The 17,254-nt window shown below is 51.5% G+C and carries 15 protein-coding genes and 1 pseudogene; 7 read left to right on the top strand and 9 right to left on the bottom strand.

Going from position 1 to position 17,254, the window contains the following annotated elements; translation table 11 throughout:
• The first annotated feature begins 494 nt into the window (after nt 1-494).
• Nucleotides 495-704 carry a hypothetical protein gene (locus tag OGV75_RS06325; RefSeq protein WP_016151558.1) on the top strand — a complete coding sequence of 70 codons (210 nt, stop codon included), beginning with the start codon at nt 495-497 and terminating at the stop codon, nt 702-704.
• A 176-nt stretch (nt 705-880) separates the two neighbouring features.
• Entirely contained in the window at nt 881-1,918 is a 1,038-nt protein-coding gene (locus OGV75_RS06320; protein WP_286480443.1) for a porin, read from the top strand.
• Between the two features lie 61 nt (nt 1,919-1,979).
• Here the strand turns inward: OGV75_RS06320 and OGV75_RS06315 are convergent, their stop codons facing one another.
• From OGV75_RS06315 to OGV75_RS06300, 4 genes and pseudogenes are all read right to left on the bottom strand, one after another.
• Nucleotides 1,980-2,381 (bottom strand): hypothetical protein, encoded by a 402-nt coding sequence (locus OGV75_RS06315; RefSeq protein WP_286480442.1) that lies wholly within the window; start codon nt 2,379-2,381, stop codon nt 1,980-1,982.
• Between the two features lie 190 nt (nt 2,382-2,571).
• Nucleotides 2,572-3,758 (bottom strand): annotated as a pseudogene (locus OGV75_RS06310) (MFS transporter).
• A 97-nt stretch (nt 3,759-3,855) separates the two neighbouring features.
• Nucleotides 3,856-5,136: a DUF445 domain-containing protein gene (locus OGV75_RS06305; RefSeq protein ID WP_095715655.1), complete on the bottom strand. Its 1,281-nt coding sequence runs from the start codon at nt 5,134-5,136 to the stop codon at nt 3,856-3,858.
• A 75-nt stretch (nt 5,137-5,211) separates the two neighbouring features.
• The gene (locus OGV75_RS06300; RefSeq protein ID WP_016151563.1) at nt 5,212-6,138 is read right to left on the bottom strand and encodes a LysR family transcriptional regulator; all 927 of its coding nucleotides are present in this window, start codon (nt 6,136-6,138) and stop codon (nt 5,212-5,214) included.
• Between the two features lie 219 nt (nt 6,139-6,357).
• Here OGV75_RS06300 and OGV75_RS06295 point away from each other — a divergent pair, with 219 nt between their 5' ends.
• Together OGV75_RS06295 and metC are read left to right on the top strand one after the other, a co-directional pair.
• Nucleotides 6,358-7,590, top strand: a complete 1,233-nt coding sequence (locus OGV75_RS06295) for a dicarboxylate/amino acid:cation symporter (protein WP_003019196.1) — start codon at nt 6,358-6,360, stop codon at nt 7,588-7,590.
• Nucleotides 7,591-7,620: 30 nt separating this feature from the next.
• Nucleotides 7,621-8,811: a cystathionine beta-lyase gene (gene metC, locus OGV75_RS06290; protein ID WP_016155600.1), complete on the top strand. Its 1,191-nt coding sequence runs from the start codon at nt 7,621-7,623 to the stop codon at nt 8,809-8,811.
• 92 nt (nt 8,812-8,903) lie between these two features.
• Here the strand turns inward: metC and mdtM are convergent, their stop codons facing one another.
• From mdtM to OGV75_RS06275, 3 genes are all read right to left on the bottom strand, one after another.
• Nucleotides 8,904-10,145 carry a multidrug efflux MFS transporter MdtM gene (mdtM, locus tag OGV75_RS06285; protein WP_016151565.1) on the bottom strand — a complete coding sequence of 414 codons (1,242 nt, stop codon included), beginning with the start codon at nt 10,143-10,145 and terminating at the stop codon, nt 8,904-8,906.
• Nucleotides 10,146-10,468: 323 nt separating this feature from the next.
• The gene (locus OGV75_RS06280) at nt 10,469-11,119 is read right to left on the bottom strand and encodes a LysE family translocator (RefSeq protein ID WP_103283450.1); all 651 of its coding nucleotides are present in this window, start codon (nt 11,117-11,119) and stop codon (nt 10,469-10,471) included.
• A 48-nt stretch (nt 11,120-11,167) separates the two neighbouring features.
• Nucleotides 11,168-11,983, bottom strand: coding sequence for a helix-turn-helix transcriptional regulator (locus OGV75_RS06275; RefSeq protein WP_284201710.1), 816 nt, complete (start codon nt 11,981-11,983; stop codon nt 11,168-11,170).
• Between the two features lie 214 nt (nt 11,984-12,197).
• Here OGV75_RS06275 and OGV75_RS06270 point away from each other — a divergent pair, with 214 nt between their 5' ends.
• A complete protein-coding gene (locus OGV75_RS06270; RefSeq protein ID WP_286480440.1) occupies nt 12,198-12,689 on the top strand; it encodes an Rpn/YhgA-type helix-turn-helix domain-containing protein in 492 nt (163 codons plus the stop codon).
• Nucleotides 12,690-12,740: 51 nt separating this feature from the next.
• Here OGV75_RS06270 and OGV75_RS06265 read toward each other — a convergent pair whose 3' ends face one another.
• Nucleotides 12,741-14,153, bottom strand: coding sequence for an aminotransferase-like domain-containing protein (locus OGV75_RS06265; protein ID WP_047414541.1), 1,413 nt, complete (start codon nt 14,151-14,153; stop codon nt 12,741-12,743).
• Nucleotides 14,154-14,330: 177 nt separating this feature from the next.
• On the opposite strand from OGV75_RS06265, the gene OGV75_RS06260 reads away from it, so the two are divergent.
• Together OGV75_RS06260 and OGV75_RS06255 are read left to right on the top strand one after the other, a co-directional pair.
• On the top strand, nt 14,331-14,495 hold the full coding sequence (locus OGV75_RS06260; RefSeq protein WP_080859414.1) for a DUF1127 domain-containing protein: 165 nt from the start codon (nt 14,331-14,333) through the stop codon (nt 14,493-14,495).
• A 170-nt stretch (nt 14,496-14,665) separates the two neighbouring features.
• Nucleotides 14,666-16,036, top strand: coding sequence for a hypothetical protein (locus OGV75_RS06255; protein WP_065554586.1), 1,371 nt, complete (start codon nt 14,666-14,668; stop codon nt 16,034-16,036).
• A gap of 253 nt (nt 16,037-16,289) precedes the next feature.
• On the opposite strand, the gene yjiA is transcribed toward OGV75_RS06255, so the two are convergent.
• Nucleotides 16,290-17,246: a GTPase gene (gene yjiA / locus OGV75_RS06250; RefSeq protein WP_206165038.1), complete on the bottom strand. Its 957-nt coding sequence runs from the start codon at nt 17,244-17,246 to the stop codon at nt 16,290-16,292.
• Nucleotides 17,247-17,254: the final 8 nt, after the last annotated feature.

Here is a 17,254-nt window from a genome sequence, read left to right as displayed (position 1 = left end):
GGTGAAAATTGATTTATATCAATTAAAAACAACTTATTTTTGCATGCGAAAAAATGCATTGTTTACCTTATTTTTACCTTTCCGTGCTTATTTTTAGACAAAACGGGCCTGTGTTAAGTGAGAATCAAACTGATTTACGCGGTGGTCAGAGCGAGGCAGCCCGGAATAACAGTGCATAAAAACAGGCGCTTCACGGAAATGTAGACATTAATAACGGCATGTAACTTATTGGCTGTAATGATGTTTTGATTTGAGGTCATGTTTATTGTCAATAGTTCTGGCTTTTTTAATCAAATGAATAAAAGTGAATATATGTAAAGTTAAAATTACACATTATTCTATAATCAAGTTATCTTTCATTTGAAATGCTGTTCCAGTTTTTTGTCCGTTATTAACAGTTTCATTACTATTGTCACTGTATTTTGCCGTTGACATGTTTTTACACTGACTGCATATTTCATCGCCATAAGCGTGTTTGCGTTCAGGAGATGATAATGCCCTCTCGAGATTACCCCGATATTAGAAAGGCCAGGGGTACCCGTTCAAAAGATATGGTTCTTTTAAGTGCCCGTGTCGATACCTCTCTGTGGGAATATGTTCGTACGCTGGCATTTGAAACCCGTAAAAGTAAACAAGATATTATTGCCGAAGCAATAATGTTATATCGCTCTGTTAATGAGAGCGTAAACGAAGAATCCAAGTAATTACTCTCTGTTCGGGTTTTATTTAACCCCAAATGATATGTGTCTTGCCACTTTATTATTACCTTCATTGGTGTGTTAGAGGTTTTCCCCTTTTCCATAGGGGGCTTTTTTATGCGGGTATTCTGCCTTCATAACAAAGTTGATAGCAAAATTCACAATTAAAAGTGAGTAATAACATGAAAAAGTCAGCAATGGCATTAGCTGTAATGGTATTAGGGGTAACCTCCGTTCATGCAGCGGAAATTTATAATAAAGATGGCAACAAACTGGATCTGTACGGCAAAGTAAAAGCGGTCCATTCCTGGACTGGCGGCACCGATGCCGACGGTACATACGCGCGTCTGGGTTTTCGCGGTGAGACACAAATCAACGATCAACTGACCGGTTATGGCCAATTTGAAAGTCAGTTTGATGCCTCTAAAGCAGAAGGTTCTCAGAATGGCGTCAATACACGTCTGGCGTTTGCTGGCCTGGATTATGGCCATGACGTTAGCTTTGACTACGGTCGTAACTACGGTATTGCTTATGACGTGGGAGCTTACACTGACACTCTTTCAGAGTTCGGCGGCGACTCCTTTGAAGATACTGACCGCTTCCTTACTACACGTACTGCTGGCGTTGCAACACTCCGCACCAAAAATCTCTTTGGAGCCGTTGATGGTCTGAACATTGGTGCGCAATACCAGGGTAAAGGTGATGCCAACTCGGAAGACCCGACAAAACCTAATTTGACTAAGCAGCACGGTAACGGCTACGGCTTCTCCCTGGGCTATGACAACATTGCGGATTCCGGCGTGTCTGCTATTGCGACCTACACAAATAGTTCAATCACAGCAGCCCAAAAGAAAGGCAATAAAGACGGTAAATGGGATGGCGAAAACGCAGAGTTCTGGGGCGCGGGTCTGAAATATGATGCTAATGCCATCTACGTCGCGACCATGTACGGCGAGTCCCACAACCTGATTCAGGATGCGGATAAAGCTGAGCACTTTGAAGCAATGGCTGCGTATGTGTTTGATTTTGGTCTGCGTCCGAACGTGGGTTACGTTCACGCGCGTGACAACAACAATAATGACCTGACTGAATACGTAGCGTTGGGCACGGATTACTACTTCAACAAAAACATCGTGGCTGATGTGGGTTACAAAATTAACCTGCTCGACGGCAAAGACGACGACAACCAGGTTGTTGCGGGTCTGACCTATCAGTTCTAAGTTTTTGTTCTGATATGCAAAAGGCGTCTTAGTTAAGACGCCTTTTTTACCTCTGCCGTGTTTAAACTGGCTGACTCTCTTTGACCTGTCCACCGCTAAACAGCCATTGCCAGATGCCCACTTTTACCCATGCGACCACGCAGAGAATCAGGTAAAAAAGTGGATTATGCGTAATGGTAACGTACATGACCTCCATTAAATCCACATGCAAATTTCCGGCAATTGCCATATTGATAACAAAAATTGAGGCTACCGCGCTGGCCAGTAAAATAAATACGGCCTGAAGCTGGGTTATCTCTGGTAACCTGCCAGAGGCCCATTGCCATAAAAATGTTGTTGTTAACAGGAATATAAGAAACAATCCTAACGCGCCAAACAGGCCAAAGTCTTTATAATCCTTTAGCGTGCCAATTAAACCCACCAAAATAATTAACCCCAGTAGTATTTTTTTTAACCATGACATGTACTTTTCCCGAAGATAGTGTTGATGCTGAGTTAATATGTCCATTTTTACGCATTTTAAATTGAGTTTATAAATGAACAGCCGGGGATTATAAATTGTCTGGCGGGTAATTGCCGATTATTTGTGGTTTATTAAATGTTGACATTTGATTGCGGACTAATCCTAAGATACCTGTTTATAAGGTTGTCGATTATACCCTTTTGGGGGAGGCGAAATGCTGTTTGTATAATTGTGTGAGGCTGATCAGTGCCGCAATAAACAAGGCGACGGCACCGCATAGCGTGGCATTAAGATCGCTTGAGCGCCGCTTCCCAGCAGGCTGGTTAATAGCGGTCCGAGTATTTGCCCAATGCCGTAAGTCAGGGTGACCAGGCCTAGCAGATTAATATTGCGCGGTACGCTAAGTTGACGGGCGAGCGGCATGACCAGCGAAGTGGTCCCCATAAACGTTGCGCCAAAACCCACGCTGCTTATCACCAGCAGCGGCAAGGAGTCGCTGGCGAGCGTCATGACCACGCAGGCACTTTGGATCAGTAAATTCGCCGTCAGGCATTGCAATACCCCCCAGCGTCGGGCAGCCCACAGCCAGGCGAAACAACCCGGAATAATCGATATGCCGACCAACGACCAGAGATGGGCCGTCAGCAGCGGCGACCCGGCACTTTTCGCCATCAGTGGCAGGTATGTAGCGACAATGATGTAGCCAAATCCGGCCAACCCATACAGTAGCGCCAGCAGCCACCAGGACATAGGCTGATGCTCTGTTTTTACCGGTGTGGCGGCGGGAAGCGCATGGTCGCGAGATGGCAGGAGCATAACGAGTAGCACAAAGAACAGCGCGGAGGCTGCCGCTGCCCCCAGCCAGAGCGTGTGTGATGACAGCGCAAAATGCAGACCGCTGATGACATATTCATTGCCCAGCAAAATGCCTGCGCCAACGCCGGAGAACAATGCGGCGATCACGAAGGGATGCCGGGTATGATGCAGGACGATCATCGAACCAAAAATCATCATACCGGCACTGGCGATGCCTGCCAGAAAACGGATCAGCATCACCAGCGTGGGCTGCTTAACGCTTGCCATTGCCAGAATCAACCCTGCGGTAGCGAGCGCAGAAGTTAACAACATCGGGCGTAAACGTGAGGGAAGATGGAAGAGCCCGAAGGAGAAGAGCAGGCTTCCCGCCAGATATCCGGCGTAGTTGGCGCTGGCAATCCAGGAGAGCTGGTCAAACGTAAACTGGCCTTCCGACAGCAGTACCGGGAGCATCGGCGTATACAGAAAGCGTCCAATTCCCATGCCCAGCATTAAGACCAGCATGCCAAAGAGCGCGACGCTGATGGCATGACGATTTGAATCGGGGCTTCCCTGGGACATACGGACTCTCATTTCACGCTGTTAGGTTGATAATTGTTATATTACATGTGCAAATGATAATGAAAAGTAAAATAAAAACAGGGATTTTACTTTCTCCTTAAAAATTCGCCAGCGTCAGCAGGGAAGGAATTTGCGACAACAGATATAACACCAGCCCAATAGAACCGCCGACCAGCGTGCCGTTGATGCGGATAAACTGTAAATCTTTGCCGATGTTTAGCTCAATTTGCTGCGACATATCGCGCGCATCCCAGCTTTTCACCGTGTCGCTGATGTGGCGCGTCAGGAAGGTGGCGAACTCCGGCGCAACTTTATACGCGGCCTGCTCCAGATGCCCATTCAGTGAGGCGCGCAGGGCGCTGTCGGCAACCAGTGTTTCGCCGAACCACTGTCCGGCGCTGGCGATGCGCTGCTTCACGCGCGAATCGTCAGCGTTAATGTCGGTTTTCACCCACTGGCGCAGGTCTGCCCACAGTTCGCCAAGATAACGGTTGAAGGCCTCGTCTTCCTTCAGATAGTTTTTCATGCTTTCGGCCCGCACGGCCATCTCCGGATCGTGTTTGAGCTTATCGATTAGCTTAAACGTGGCGCGATCGAAGGCGTGGCGGATCTGATGCGCCCGATCGTGGCTGATGTCATCCAGTAAGGAATTAACGGCATCAGACACCAGTTCGGCGCTGTGCTCGCCCAGCCATTCAGTCGGCAGGATCTTCGCTTTCAGCGGATGCTCGGTCTCCAGCCAGTGCACGATCTGTCGGGCGATAAACGCCCGCGAGCTGTCGCGCTGGAGCAGGGCGATAAGTTGGGCGATCAATGTGTCGAGCAACACCTGATGGCGATTGTTTTTGGTCATGCTTTCCAGCATCAGCGCGCTGGTACCGGAGAGATCGACCTTGTCGATGGCTTTGTGCACCGCCCGCTTGATCAGCCGCTGAATGCGGGCGTCGTCGGTGAGTTCGAGAAAACCGCTCATGATCTGCAGCAGATGCTGGCCAATTCGCTGGGCGTTTTCCGGCTGGCTGAACCAGTTACCGATCAACAATGCCGGTTCATGGCGGCGGATCAGGGCGATCAGGGACTGGGTGTCGAGAAATTTTTCCTGCACAAACTGACCGAGATTCTCCCCGATCCGATCCTTATTGCGTGGGATAATCGCCGTATGTTGCGAGATAAACGGGATTGGTACCCGTCGAAAAAGCGCCACCACGGCGAACCAGTCCGCCAGCGCGCCGACCATCGCCGCTTCGGCGATCGCTTTGATCCCGAGCACCCAAAAGTTAGGCGGCAGAAACAGCGTGATGACGAAGGTAGCGGCGGCCATCAGCAGCAATGAGAGCGCCAGTCGCTTGGCGCGTTTGAGTTCAGCAATTTTATTCATAGGCTTAAGGATAGAGCCAGACGGGGGGATCGCGCAAAAAATGTGGAGCGCCTCCCATTTTCAGACGTGCAAAGCTTACTCTGGGATCCAGTTGTCCCAGGCGGGTAAGGGGCCGAGTTCCGCCACCAGAAAATCGATAAACGATCGCACCTTCGGATTGCTGTACTTACTGGGAAAATAGAGCGCATACAGGGCGTGGGTTTCGCAGGTGATGGTGCCGTCGAGCATCAGCGGCGTTATCTCTTCTTTTTGAATATGATCGCCAATCAGATAGGTGGGCAAATACGCCACTCCCTGATCTTCTAACACTGATTTCAGCAATACCAGACTGCTGTTGGCCTGGATAGGCATATGCAGTTTTAACTGATGCAGACGATCCTGTTCATCCGCCACCTTCAGCACCGGCGTAAGACCTGGGTAAACCAGGCAATCATGATTGACCAGATCGCTACGACGCTGGGGCATGCCTTTTTTGGCAAGGTAGCCGGGTGAGGCGCAGTACGCCCAGCGGACAGGCACCAGCTTGCGCATTGCGTAGTTCTGCGGTGGTGCGGTGGAGATTCGCAGGGCGATGTCGAAATCTGTTTCGTTCAGATTCACGAAGTTATCGTTGAGATCGATATACAGATTCACATCTGGGAACTGGGAACGATATTTATCCACCAGGTTCACCAGCCGGGAATAACCAAACGCAATTGAGCAGGTTATGCGTAATTCACCCTGCGGGCTGTGATAATAACCGGAGGTGGTATTCAGCGTTTCATCGAATTCTTTCAAAAGCTTATTGGCGCGGTTAAAGAGATATTGCCCGGCATCGGTCAGGGTAATACTGCGGGTGGTACGTTTAATTAATGTCGTGCCTAACGTATCTTCCATTGCCGCCAGGCTTTTGCTGACCGCAGATGGCGAGACGTTGAGCTGCGCCGCGGCTTCTGACAATCCTCCGCAGTCGACGATTTTAATGAAAAACTCCAGATGCTTGAGTGAAATCGGCGTACTCATAGTTTCCTTTTATTCACAAGTGATTTGCAAAAACGGTACGAATAGGCCGTTACATTCGCGTTTTAAACATGCAACTATTGAATCACAGGAAACAACTTGCTGGCAAAATGAAAAAATAACAACTTAGGTGAGTTACGTCACAAAATAAAAGGAGGCGAAACGGAAACTCATCACATTGTGAATTTAATCTCATTAAATATTATTCTAAAGGTACCGATTATGTGGTCACGACTCGAACCCTACAGATCGTCGATTATTTTATTAGTTGCTCTGGTGATTGGCGGCTTATTAGGTATTTATGCCCCCTCGTTTGCAAGTAAACTCCAGCCAATCGGCCAGATATTCTTAAATCTGCTATTTATGATTATTGTGCCGCTGGTGGGGATCAGCGTCATGTCTTCGATCGCCAGTATGACCGACCTGAAAAGGCTGGGGCGCATTATGGCGATTATCTTTATTGTTTCGATCGCAATGGCCTTTATTCCGGCTGCCGGGATCGTCGCGCTGGCGCTATGGTATAACCCGGCGCAGGGCGTCACTATCGATCTTTCGCAGTCGGTGCAGGCGGGCAGCGGTAAGATGGATTTTGTCAGCATGATCACGACCAGCGACTTTATCGGACTGTTTTCCAAGTCCAATATTCTGGCGCTGATTGTAATGGCGATTATTGCTGGTGTGGCGATTGGTCAATCGGATCAGGCCGGTAAGCGCATTGCGTCGCTGCTGGAAGATGCCAATACCGTGATCATGAAGATCGTCTCGATCATTATGAAGGTCGCACCGATTGGCCTGGGCTGCTATTTCGCTGCCACTATGGCCAGTCAGGACTCTGCACTGCTGTTAACCTTTGCTCGCGCCATCGGCCTGTTCATGGTGGCCACGCTGGTCTACTTTGTTTTTGGCTCGATTCTCTATTCGTATATTGGCGGCGGTATTCCGGCGGTCAAAGCCTTCTGGCGTAATGCGATTGAACCGTCTGCGACTGCGCTGGGGACCTGCTCTTCGCTGGGGACTCTCCCGGTGACGCTGCGTGCCGGTAAGGCGATGGGGATTAACCCGGAAATCGTTGATGTCTCCATTCCGCTACTGGTTAACCTGAACAAAGGTGGCGTGGCGATGATTGCCGCGCTGAAAATTGTCTTTATCTATTCCGTGCTGGGCATGGAGTTCACCACCGAGACCTTCTTCCTGACCATGCTGATTGCGGTGCTCTCCGCCATTATCGTCGGCGGCGTACCGGGCGGGGCATTCCTCGGTGAAATCTTTATCGTCACTACGCTGGGCCTGCCAATGGAAGCGATCCCGATGTTGGTAGTGCTGGGCACGATTACCGATGCGCCTGCCACACTGATTAACGTTATCCATGATTTGAATGCGGCGCAGATTGTTGAACGGTTCGCTGGAAAAAAGCAGACCAACACTGAAATAAACTCTACTGCTGCGGTGGTATAGGTTTCACACGGATTAAGAACAGGAGATGTTATGAAAGACGCAATGAAGCTTGAGACGCAATTGGTTGTTGCGGGTCGCGACAAACGCTACACCCAGGGAGCGGTGAATCCGGTTATCCAGCGCGCCTCTTCACTGGTGTTTGATACCGTGAAAGACAAAAAATTCGCCACCGCCAATCGCGCAAATGGCGAGCTGTTTTACGGTCGTCGCGGAACCTACACCCACTTTGCCTTCCAGAAGGCAATGAGCGAACTGGAAGGCGGCGTTGGCTGCGCGCTTTACCCGTGCGGCGCTGCGGCGGTGACCAATGCGATTCTGGCGTTTGTTCAGGGTGGCGATCATATTTTGATGACGGGCGCGGCCTACGAGCCAACCCAGGATTTTTGCAATAAGATCCTGAGTAAATTCAATGTGGAAACAACGTATTACGATCCGTTGATTGGTGCTGGTATCGTTGATCTTCTGCGTCCGGAAACGAAAGTTGTATTCCTCGAATCGCCAAGTTCGATCACCATGGAAGTCCAGGATGTACCGGGGATGGTGAAAGCTATCCGCGCGGTTAATCCGGAGATTGTCATTATGATCGACAACACCTGGGCGGCGGGTGTGCTGTTCAAAGCGCTGGAATATGGCGTGGATATTTCCATTCAGGCGGGAACGAAGTACACCATCGGTCATTCGGACGGCATGCTGGGCACGGCGGTGTCCAACGCGCGTTGTTGGGATCGTCTGCGCGAGAACTCCTATTTGATGGGGCAAACGCTGGATGCCGATACGGCCTACAACGGCAGCCGTGGATTGCGCACCCTGGCGGTACGTCTTAAGCAGCATCAGGAGAGCAGCATCCATATTGCCCGCTGGCTGTCGGCAAGGCCGGAAGTGGCGCGGGTGAATCATCCCGCATTACCGGAATGCCCGGGGCACGAGTATTTTCAGCGTGACTTTGCCGGAAGCTCAGGCCTGTTCTCGTTTGTGCTGAAAAAGAGACTGACCGACGAGCAGATGGCGAATTTCCTCGATAACTTCTCGCTGTTCCATATGGCCTATTCGTGGGGCGGATTTGAGTCGCTTATTCTGGCGAATCAGCCGGAAGAGCTGAACAGCATTCGCCCAGCCGGAGAGGTAGATTTCAGCGGCACACTGGTCAGGGTGCATATTGGCCTTGAGGATATTGGCGACCTGATTGCCGATCTGGAAGCAGGGTTTGCGCGCATTGCTTAAGACAATGTGATGGTTGCCGGATGCGGCGCAGGCACCTTATCCGGCCTATCACTACGACACAGGCCGGATAAGCGTCAGTGCCATCCGGCAGGTTAGTTTTCAGTGGCTAACGTTGTTGTTTCATGCTGGCGAACCCGCTTCAGTAAGCCTGCCAGGGTAAAGACGACAGCAATACCCGCCGCAACCGCCAGCAGATGAAACGAAATCCTGCCGCCGTTAAACCACAGCCAACGTCCGATTTCGACAGAAACCGCCATCACCGTCAGGATGACCATATTCAGCGACGCCGAGACCGTACCCTTCGGTAAGTTGTTGGAAAACAGCGTAAAGCGGAACAGCGTCGGAAAGATCATACCAATGCCAAACGCATACAGGCTGGTTCCCAGCACCGACCACAGCCAGACGTGCGGCCACAGCAAATTGCCGGCAATCAGCACCGCCAGTCCGCTCAGTTGAATGGGTGCCGCCCGCCAGATAAAACGTGGCTGGGTTGGATCCTTCACAAAACGAACAACCACCATATTGGCGACGATCACCGCGCCAAACACCGGTGCCTGCGCCCAGGCAAACTCTGATGTGCTCATACCGCCAGCGTCGATCAGGATCACCGGCGAGACCGCCACCCAGCTCATCATCGGGATATAGCTTAGCGACAGCGTGGCTGCGCCAAACAAGAACACCCGGTTACGGAAAACGTCGCGGAAATCACGCAGTACGCCGCGAGCACTGAACGGCACCGCGCCGCGCTTAACGGTTTCCGGCATTGCTAACGCTAGCCCTATCAGGGCGATAAGCCCCATGGCGGCGATAATGGCGAACAGGACCTTCCAGTGTACAAAGTGCATCAGCGCTGCGCCGGAGAGCGGGCCGATAACTGGCGCAACCAGCACAATGGAGGTGATTATCGCCATTAACTTAATGGCCTTCGTTTGCCCAAACGCCTCCTGCACCGTGACATAGCCAACGGTAGCGATAAAGCAGATGCTGGTGCCCTGTACAAATCGGGCGACCAGAAATTGCGTCATTGAGGTGGTCAATAGCGTGGCAGCGCAGGCGAGCGTAAAGATTAATGCCCCCGCAATCAGCACCGGTCGACGGCCAATCCGGTCGGAAAGCGGTCCCAGCAGCCATTGCAGCGCCATGCCGCCAGCCAGATAGAGGCTCACCGCAGCGGGGGCCAGGCTGACGTCGGCGTTGAAATCACGCACCACATTGATGATGCCTGGCTGGATCAGGTCCGTCGACAGATAAGCGGCGAAGTCATATAAAATCAACGCGACAGGAAAAAATAGCGTCGTGGTGCGTTGGGAGAAAAACGCGAGAATCCGTTGCATAAAACAGCTCCTTTTCGGGAGAAAACCCTCAACGGGAATAGCGAAATTCAATACCGTCTTTGAGACGTCAGACCGATGACAGAAAAAAGCAGACTGCAAATGTACTGAATTTCATGTAATCAAAAACGCTGCCTGCGCGAGGCGCAAACAGGAGAAACGTTTTCAGACTCGAGTCAGAAAACGTAACGATTACAGGTAACAATCAGCACATCGCACCTCGAGAAGAATTGGTTGAATGGATAATAGCCACCCAAAGTGTAATGCGGATTGGATATTAATTAAACGAGTTTATCCGCTTTATTTGCAGAAAATCGTCACGCTTATCAGAAAGTGACGCTCTGCAGAAAACGCAGCGCGATCGCACTGCCGAAGATGATCAACACGCCGCCAGCGATACGCTCGATCCACAATATCCCTCTGGTTAACCGCCGCTGGATCTGCGGTAAGCCGATGAACATCACGATCAGCAGATCCCAGAACAACACCACGCTGGTCATCCAGATCCCGCTCATGGTTTGTTGCAGCAGCGTCACCGACGGGCCGAGCAGGGCGGTCATCAGCGCCAGATAGAACAGCGCATTTTTTGGGTTGAGCAGCGACGAACCTAATCCCAGCAGCAGCTGTTTGCCAAATCCTGGACAGGTAGACTGGGCGTCTGCTCCGGTCAGGGTTTGCGGGCGGCTGCGTATCAGTAGGCTGCCAATCCATAATAAATAGAGCGCGCCCAGCAGCTCAATAACCGTAAACAGCAGGGGAAGCTGGCGCAGGATCCCCCAACCAATAATCGCCAGCAGGATATACAGCCCGTTGCCGATAGCGATCCCCACGCACAGCCCGGCGCTGCCGCGCATTCGGTAACGTACGGCGTAACCGACCAGTAAAAAGAAGTCCGGCCCTGGGCTGAGTAGTGCAACAAAATGCGCCAGCGCCAGCGCGGGAAAAGCAGACGGAAAAAGTTCAGCAAGCAGCGACATAGCGACCTCAGAAAATGAATCAGAGATCAGCGTACGCCTGACGCAACGCTAATTATTGTCTGATATTGATCGTCCCAGTGCGTACTGGCGCGGTGTGGCTGCTGTGTAGCGAACAAAGGTGCGATGGAAATGGCTCTGGTCGGCAAACCCGCTCTGATAGCCGACATCGACAATCTCGTCCCCGGCCCGTAGCCGCTGACGGGCATAGTCAATCCGCATGATGTTCAGATAATTTCCCGGCGTCAGCCCGGTGTCCTGCTTAAAGGTCCGAATCAGCGTCTCTTTACGCATGTGACACTCATCTGCCAGCTCATCCAGCGAGGGTGGGGAGTGCAGACTGGACTGCAACCGCTCGCGCAGATACTGGCTGGTGACGCTTAGGTTTTCCGGTGTTACCGACTGCAATGGCAGCGAGCGCAGCAATGCTTGTGCAGCATCAGTTATCTGCGTCGTTTGCCGTTGCGGCATGAGCGCCACAAGGTGCATGTAGCACTGGAATAATTGCGGGTCGCGGATAACAGGAGTGCGCGTACAAAGCCGTTGATTGCTGTTCAGCGCAGGCAGATGGGCAAGACACCACCGGGTATCAAGATAAAGCATGTGATAGCTGCGAAATTGCCCGTTGACGGGATTACAGCTGTGAGGTGCCAGTGGTGGGATCACAATGAGATCGCCCACCTTCAGATGGTATTCCTTGTCATCGCACAGGCAGCAGGTTCCTCCCTCGAGAATTGCCCCAATCGAGAGCTGAGAGTGGTGATGGCGCTTATAGGCCTGCTGGCTGCGCCAGGTGCTGCGCAGCTCCAGCCACGGCAGTTGCTCATCACGCCAGAACGATTGTGGAATATCTCGGGTATGCGTCACATCGTGTCCTCCATGAAAGTGATGACTTGTTATAGCACAGGCCCTGCGGTGAAAAAGCGGGAATGTGCATTGAGGTCGTGATTCTGCGTGATGCGTTCCAGACAAATGCAGACGTTACAAAGGGGCGTTTTTATCCCGGAAATCGCCTCGCAAAGAGAGAAAGTTACAGGTGAGGGTGTGGTTTACCAGCGCTACAGTCAGGTGATGGATCGCCATGAACAAAGCACCGACTTCCACCCCGCATGATGCGGTCTTTAAAACCTTTTTGCGCCACCCTGAGACAGCTCGGGATTTTTTACAAATACATCTTCCCGCTTCGCTGCGCGACCTAATGGGGCTGGTCGAGCAAATTGTTTCCCTGCTACTTACCGGACTGACTAATGACAGCCAGATAAAGACGCTGTTTAATTATATTTTACGAACTGGCGATGCACCTCGATTCAGTGAGTTTATTCGTGAGGTTGCCGAACGTTCACCGCAGTATAAGGAGCATTTGATGACGATCGCCGACAGATTGCATGAGGCAGGGCTACAAAAAGGCAGGCTGGAAGGGTTACAGGAAGGACGACAAGAAGGGCTTATAGAAGGGCGACGTGATGAGGCGCTCCGTATTGCCCACACTATGCTGACAGACGGTATTGATATCTGCACGGTACAAAAAATTACCCGGCTTTCCGCAGAAGATATTCAGGGTTTAAGTCATTAGATATGAGTTAAATCGCATAATCGCCTGCCCGGAATCACCGGGCGGTCCGGTTTACTCTATCGCCATCTTTACCGCCTCGCCGAGCTTTTGCATCACTTCCTGATGCTTCTCGTTTGGCGGTAACGCGCAGTTGATGCGTACGCAGTTGCGATACTTTCCGGAAGCGGAGAACAGCGATCCCGGTGCGACCTGGATTTTCAGGCGACAGAGCTGCTTAGCGACGCAGACCATATCGACCTGGAGCGGCAGCTCGACCCACAGCATAAAGCCGCCTTTCGGTCGGGTGACGCAGATCCCGCAGGGAAAATATTCCCGTACCCAGCAGGTGTAGATCTCCATATTACGCTGATAAATCTGGCGCATACGCCGGATATGCCGATGGTAATGACCTTCGCGCACAAAGGAGGCTGCTGCCAACTGCGTAGCGGGAACGTTAGTACCAATGACGGCGTACTTCATATGTAGCAGTTTGTTGTAATAGCGACCGGGAACCACCCAACCCACGCGCAGTCCGGGGGCTACGGATTTGGTAAACGAACTGCAGAGTATTACCCGGCCGTCACTGTCCCAGGAGTGGATCGTACGCGGGCGCGGATACTCTGTGGCCAGTTCGCCATACACATCATCTTCAAAAATGACGATGTCGTGACGCTGGGCGAGGGCGAGCACCGCCCGCTTACGCGCATCCGGCATAATGAACCCGAGAGGGTTGTTGCAGTTGGGAACCAGCAGCACGCCTTTGATCGGCCACTGATCCAGCGCCAGCTCCAGCGCTTCAATGCTGATCCCGGTATCCGGATCGGTTGGGATCTCAATCACCTTGATCCCCAGGCCGCGCAGTAGCTGCATTGTGCCGTAGTAGGTGGGGGATTCAACGGCGACAATGTCCCCTGGCTGACAAACCGCCAGCAGCGCCAGCGACATTCCGCTCTGGCTCCCGTTGGTTATCACAATATCATCGGCGTTGAGGAGTGAACCGCTGTCCAGCATCAGACGGGCGATCTGCTGGCGCAGATCCTGGCTGCCGGGAAGCTTGTCGTACCCCAGCACTGCCTTCAGGTTATGCTGCACTACGCGGCTGAGTTCGCGCCAGAGCGGTTTCAGGCTCGGTTGACTGACATCTGGTGCGCCGCTGCTGAAGGGGATCACAGATTTATCGCTATGCCCTTTTAGCATATCCAGCACCAGATCCCACTGCGTTATCTCGACCGGACGCTGCACCGGGCGTGACATCGGCGGTACGGGCGGCAGCGCTTTTTGCGGCGCGACAAAATAACCGGAACGCGGCTGCGGGGTGATCAGTTGCCGCTGTTCCAGCATCTGATACGCCTGCTGGACGGTGCTGATACTGACCCCGTGCTCCTGACTCAGGTTACGTACCGAAGGCAGTTTTTCGCCATGGCGATACAACCCCTGCTCAATGCGTTCGGCCAGCAGATTGGCCAGATGTTGATAACGCGTCATGCTGTATCCCTCATGGGTATCATACAGATTAAAAAACCAGTACAGATTGGCGTGAAAAAAGCGATGCAGAACTCTTTTTAACCAATCTGTATGTTAAATAAAAGTACTTTGTGAGTCTGTATTGCTTAGGGCCAAATCCGTGAAGATAAAGCCTCAGACAAGGCGGGGAGGCAAGGTATGGAATTTCATGAGAATAAAGCAAAGCAGCCATTTATTGGGTTTGTTCTGATCTGGCGGGCATATAAGGGGTGGCGGTTACGGGCGCAAACGCGGCGCGTATTGCAACAGATGAGTAATGAGCGGCTGCGGGACGTCGGGCTGCGACGCGATCAGGTGGAGTGAATCGTTGCTAATTTACAGATGTCTGGAGCGGGTTGAGATGTTTTTTCAACCTGCTCATTAAAAAATACCACTTGCGAATGATTTACCAGAATAAGACAAGACGATCTTATGACATAAAAGGGTTTATTCAACGCTTAACCTTACCTTAGAGTCGTAGGGGGAATGCGGAAATGAAAATAAAAATTACGCGGGGTTTATATTTTGTATTGATGTCTGGTGCCGTAATGATGGCGGCGAGTTGTACTAGTAATAAACCGGGAGTGGTAGCGCAAGAGTGGTCAAAAAATACCAGCCAGTTGGGGATTTATCCGCTATATCCACCAAGGGAACGCTTCTTCCCCGGAGATATTTATATTGTCCCGATTGCTGGCGACAAAACGATAAATCGCTTACCTGCAGAGTATTATATGATCAGACCGTTGCGCTACGATCACGTAGATATGAGCAAAGAACTGAGTAATGAACAGCAGGTCATAGAATTGCCGCTGACGGGAACAATGTCTGATGGCAAGGGAGGAAAGAGCATACCTGAACCTTTCTACCCCTATCCCGAAAGCAAAAAGCGTATTAATGGTGTTGTGGCATTTCCTGGTTTTACATTTGCGTCCTCAACTGAAGGGGCTTTAGGTATCAATGTTCCGACAGGAGCATGGGGCATAACTGGTGAGGCCGGAGGAAAAGCGAATTATACTGTCTCATATTCGGTACCTAATGCTGAAATGATCAGCATCGATCTGCGGCGTGCTTTGCAAAAGTATCGTGAGTATCGACATTCATTATCAATTAATAATATTTACGATCTTTATTATCTGCAAGAGGTGATGAACGCCAGAATTAATGGGTTGCGTTCGCGTAATTCACAATATAGAGATCTAAAACCGGGTATTGTTTTTGTAACAGATGTCTATTATACCAGACGTATTAATGTTTCAATCACGTCTGATAAAGGATTTAGCATGCAGGGCTCGGCAACGGTTGCCAGGCTGGTAGAATTATCAAAACAAGCACAGGATATTGAAAACGAACTGGTGAAAATTAAACCCTCTGTCGGTGCCAGTAGCAGCAGTGGAGGCTCCAGTGGCTCTGCACCAGAGAACCAAAATGGGCAGTCGTTACAGGCCCAGCTTGCTGCTCTGCAAAAATCTATGTATCAACTGGCGCAGTCAATGACACCTTCTGCCCCCGGAGCTTCGGGAACCGTCACCAGCGTTTCCAGTATGGGAGTTTCAATGGTACAAACATTCCCACATCCGATAGCCATTGGCTACAGTGCGATAAGCAGCAGTGTTAGTGGATTTATCGCGTTTAACCCATTGTTTATTCCGGCAGTAGAGGCCTCCACACCGTTGCATGAACCCTCTGTACTGGATACTACTGCGGAAAGGCCGCCGTCTGTGAAGCCTGCGGCACAAAAGCAGACGGTAATTGCAAAACCAACAATGCATCGTGACCTGACAGGCCAAGGAGAGGTTGCGCATCCTTTCAAAGGTAAGAGCACTATTCCGCTCGACGTAAATACGCTGACGGATCTTCCTGAGTAAATGCGGTTCAGGTCGATATTAACGTAGATGCCGTCTTCCCGTAAGGTGACAATGCTGCCGATGTTTTTTCTGGTGCGAAGGATTCTGAACTGTTGTGCAGTGTTGCGGTTTGTGATTACCGATTGAGTAGGGGATGAGTGTCGGATGGCGGCTGCGCCTTAATGCCATTTTGCGCGAAGCGATGCTGCGCGAGCAAAATAAGAAATAGTGAGTTGATGCCCGATGAGTGCCATCGGGCAATCCAGAATGAGGGTTACTTCTTCAACCCCGCAAACGCGGCTCGGATCTCGTCTTCCGGCAGGTTAATGCCGATAAACACCAGCAGGCTGTGCGGTTGTTCGTCGCTCCACGGGCGGTCCCAGTCGGCGCTGTACAGACGCTGAACGCCCTGGAACAGCAGGCGGTTTGGCTCGTCTTCAATCCACAGCATGCCTTTGTAGCGCAGCAACTTCTCGGCGGATTCCAGCAGCAGATTTTCCATTACCCGCGACACGTCACTGATGTTTACCGGGTAATCCAGCTCGACGACGATCGAGGAGATATCGTTTTGCTTGTCGGCGATAAAGTGGAAGCGCGGTTTGGCGCTGACCACGTTCTCCTCGAGCATGAAACCGTTGGTATCGAACAGCAGGGAGAGGTCGATATCACCATGCGTGACGGTATACACCGGGGCGCGGGCGTTGATGCGCGCCAGGCGCTCACGCAGTTTCTCGCTTTCACCCGCCACGTCGGTTTTGGTCAGCAGGATGCGGTCAGCGTAGCCCACCTGCGACTGGGCTATGGTGAACTGGTTCATCTGCTCGTCGGCATGTACCGCGTCAACCAGCGCAATCACACCGTCTAACAGGTAGCGTTCGCAAATCACTTCATGGGAGAAAAAGGTCTGAATAATCGGGCCGGGGTCGGCCATGCCGGTGCACTCGATCACCAAACGGTCGAAATGGATGGCGCCTTTGTCGAGGTTGTCGAGCAGATCTAACAGTGCGTCTTCCAGCTCACTGGAGCGTGTACAGCAAATGCAGCCGTTGGTCAGGGTTTTGATCTGCGTGGCGCGGTCGCCAATTAGCTGATCGTCCACCGAGACTTCGCCGAATTCGTTTTCGATAACGGCAATCTTATAGCCGTGCTGCTCGTTGAGAATATGGCGCAGCAGGGTGGTTTTACCCGCGCCAAGAAAACCGGTGAGTAGGGTAACTGCAATCGGGGTCATTCATTTCT

The sequence above is a fragment of the Citrobacter sp. Cb028 genome (assembly GCF_030336705.1).
GTDB lineage: Bacteria > Pseudomonadota > Gammaproteobacteria > Enterobacterales > Enterobacteriaceae > Citrobacter > Citrobacter braakii.
The sequence above is the reverse complement of the archived record's forward strand: the minus strand, read 5'-3'. Positions and strand labels throughout refer to the sequence as shown.

Bases quoted from the DNA above. Each gene is read 5' to 3' on its own strand.
- OGV75_RS06325 (WP_016151558.1), top strand. From the start codon at position 495: ATGCCCTCTCGAGATTACCCCGATATTAGAAAGGCCAGGGGTACCCGT.
- metC (WP_016155600.1), top strand. From the start codon at position 7,621: ATGAAAGACGCAATGAAGCTTGAGACGCAATTGGTTGTTGCGGGTCGC.
- OGV75_RS06320 (WP_286480443.1), top strand. From the start codon at position 881: ATGAAAAAGTCAGCAATGGCATTAGCTGTAATGGTATTAGGGGTAACC.
- OGV75_RS06305 (WP_095715655.1), bottom strand. From the start codon at position 5,136: ATGAATAAAATTGCTGAACTCAAACGCGCCAAGCGACTGGCGCTCTCA.
- OGV75_RS06265 (WP_047414541.1), bottom strand. From the start codon at position 14,153: ATGACGCGTTATCAACATCTGGCCAATCTGCTGGCCGAACGCATTGAG.
- OGV75_RS06295 (WP_003019196.1), top strand. From the start codon at position 6,358: ATGTGGTCACGACTCGAACCCTACAGATCGTCGATTATTTTATTAGTT.
- OGV75_RS06315 (WP_286480442.1), bottom strand. From the start codon at position 2,381: ATGTCATGGTTAAAAAAAATACTACTGGGGTTAATTATTTTGGTGGGT.
- OGV75_RS06260 (WP_080859414.1), top strand. From the start codon at position 14,331: ATGGAATTTCATGAGAATAAAGCAAAGCAGCCATTTATTGGGTTTGTT.
- OGV75_RS06300 (WP_016151563.1), bottom strand. From the start codon at position 6,138: ATGAGTACGCCGATTTCACTCAAGCATCTGGAGTTTTTCATTAAAATC.
- OGV75_RS06280 (WP_103283450.1), bottom strand. From the start codon at position 11,119: ATGTCGCTGCTTGCTGAACTTTTTCCGTCTGCTTTTCCCGCGCTGGCG.
- OGV75_RS06270 (WP_286480440.1), top strand. From the start codon at position 12,198: ATGAACAAAGCACCGACTTCCACCCCGCATGATGCGGTCTTTAAAACC.
- yjiA (WP_206165038.1), bottom strand. From the start codon at position 17,246: ATGACCCCGATTGCAGTTACCCTACTCACCGGTTTTCTTGGCGCGGGT.
- OGV75_RS06255 (WP_065554586.1), top strand. From the start codon at position 14,666: ATGAAAATAAAAATTACGCGGGGTTTATATTTTGTATTGATGTCTGGT.
- mdtM (WP_016151565.1), bottom strand. From the start codon at position 10,145: ATGCAACGGATTCTCGCGTTTTTCTCCCAACGCACCACGACGCTATTT.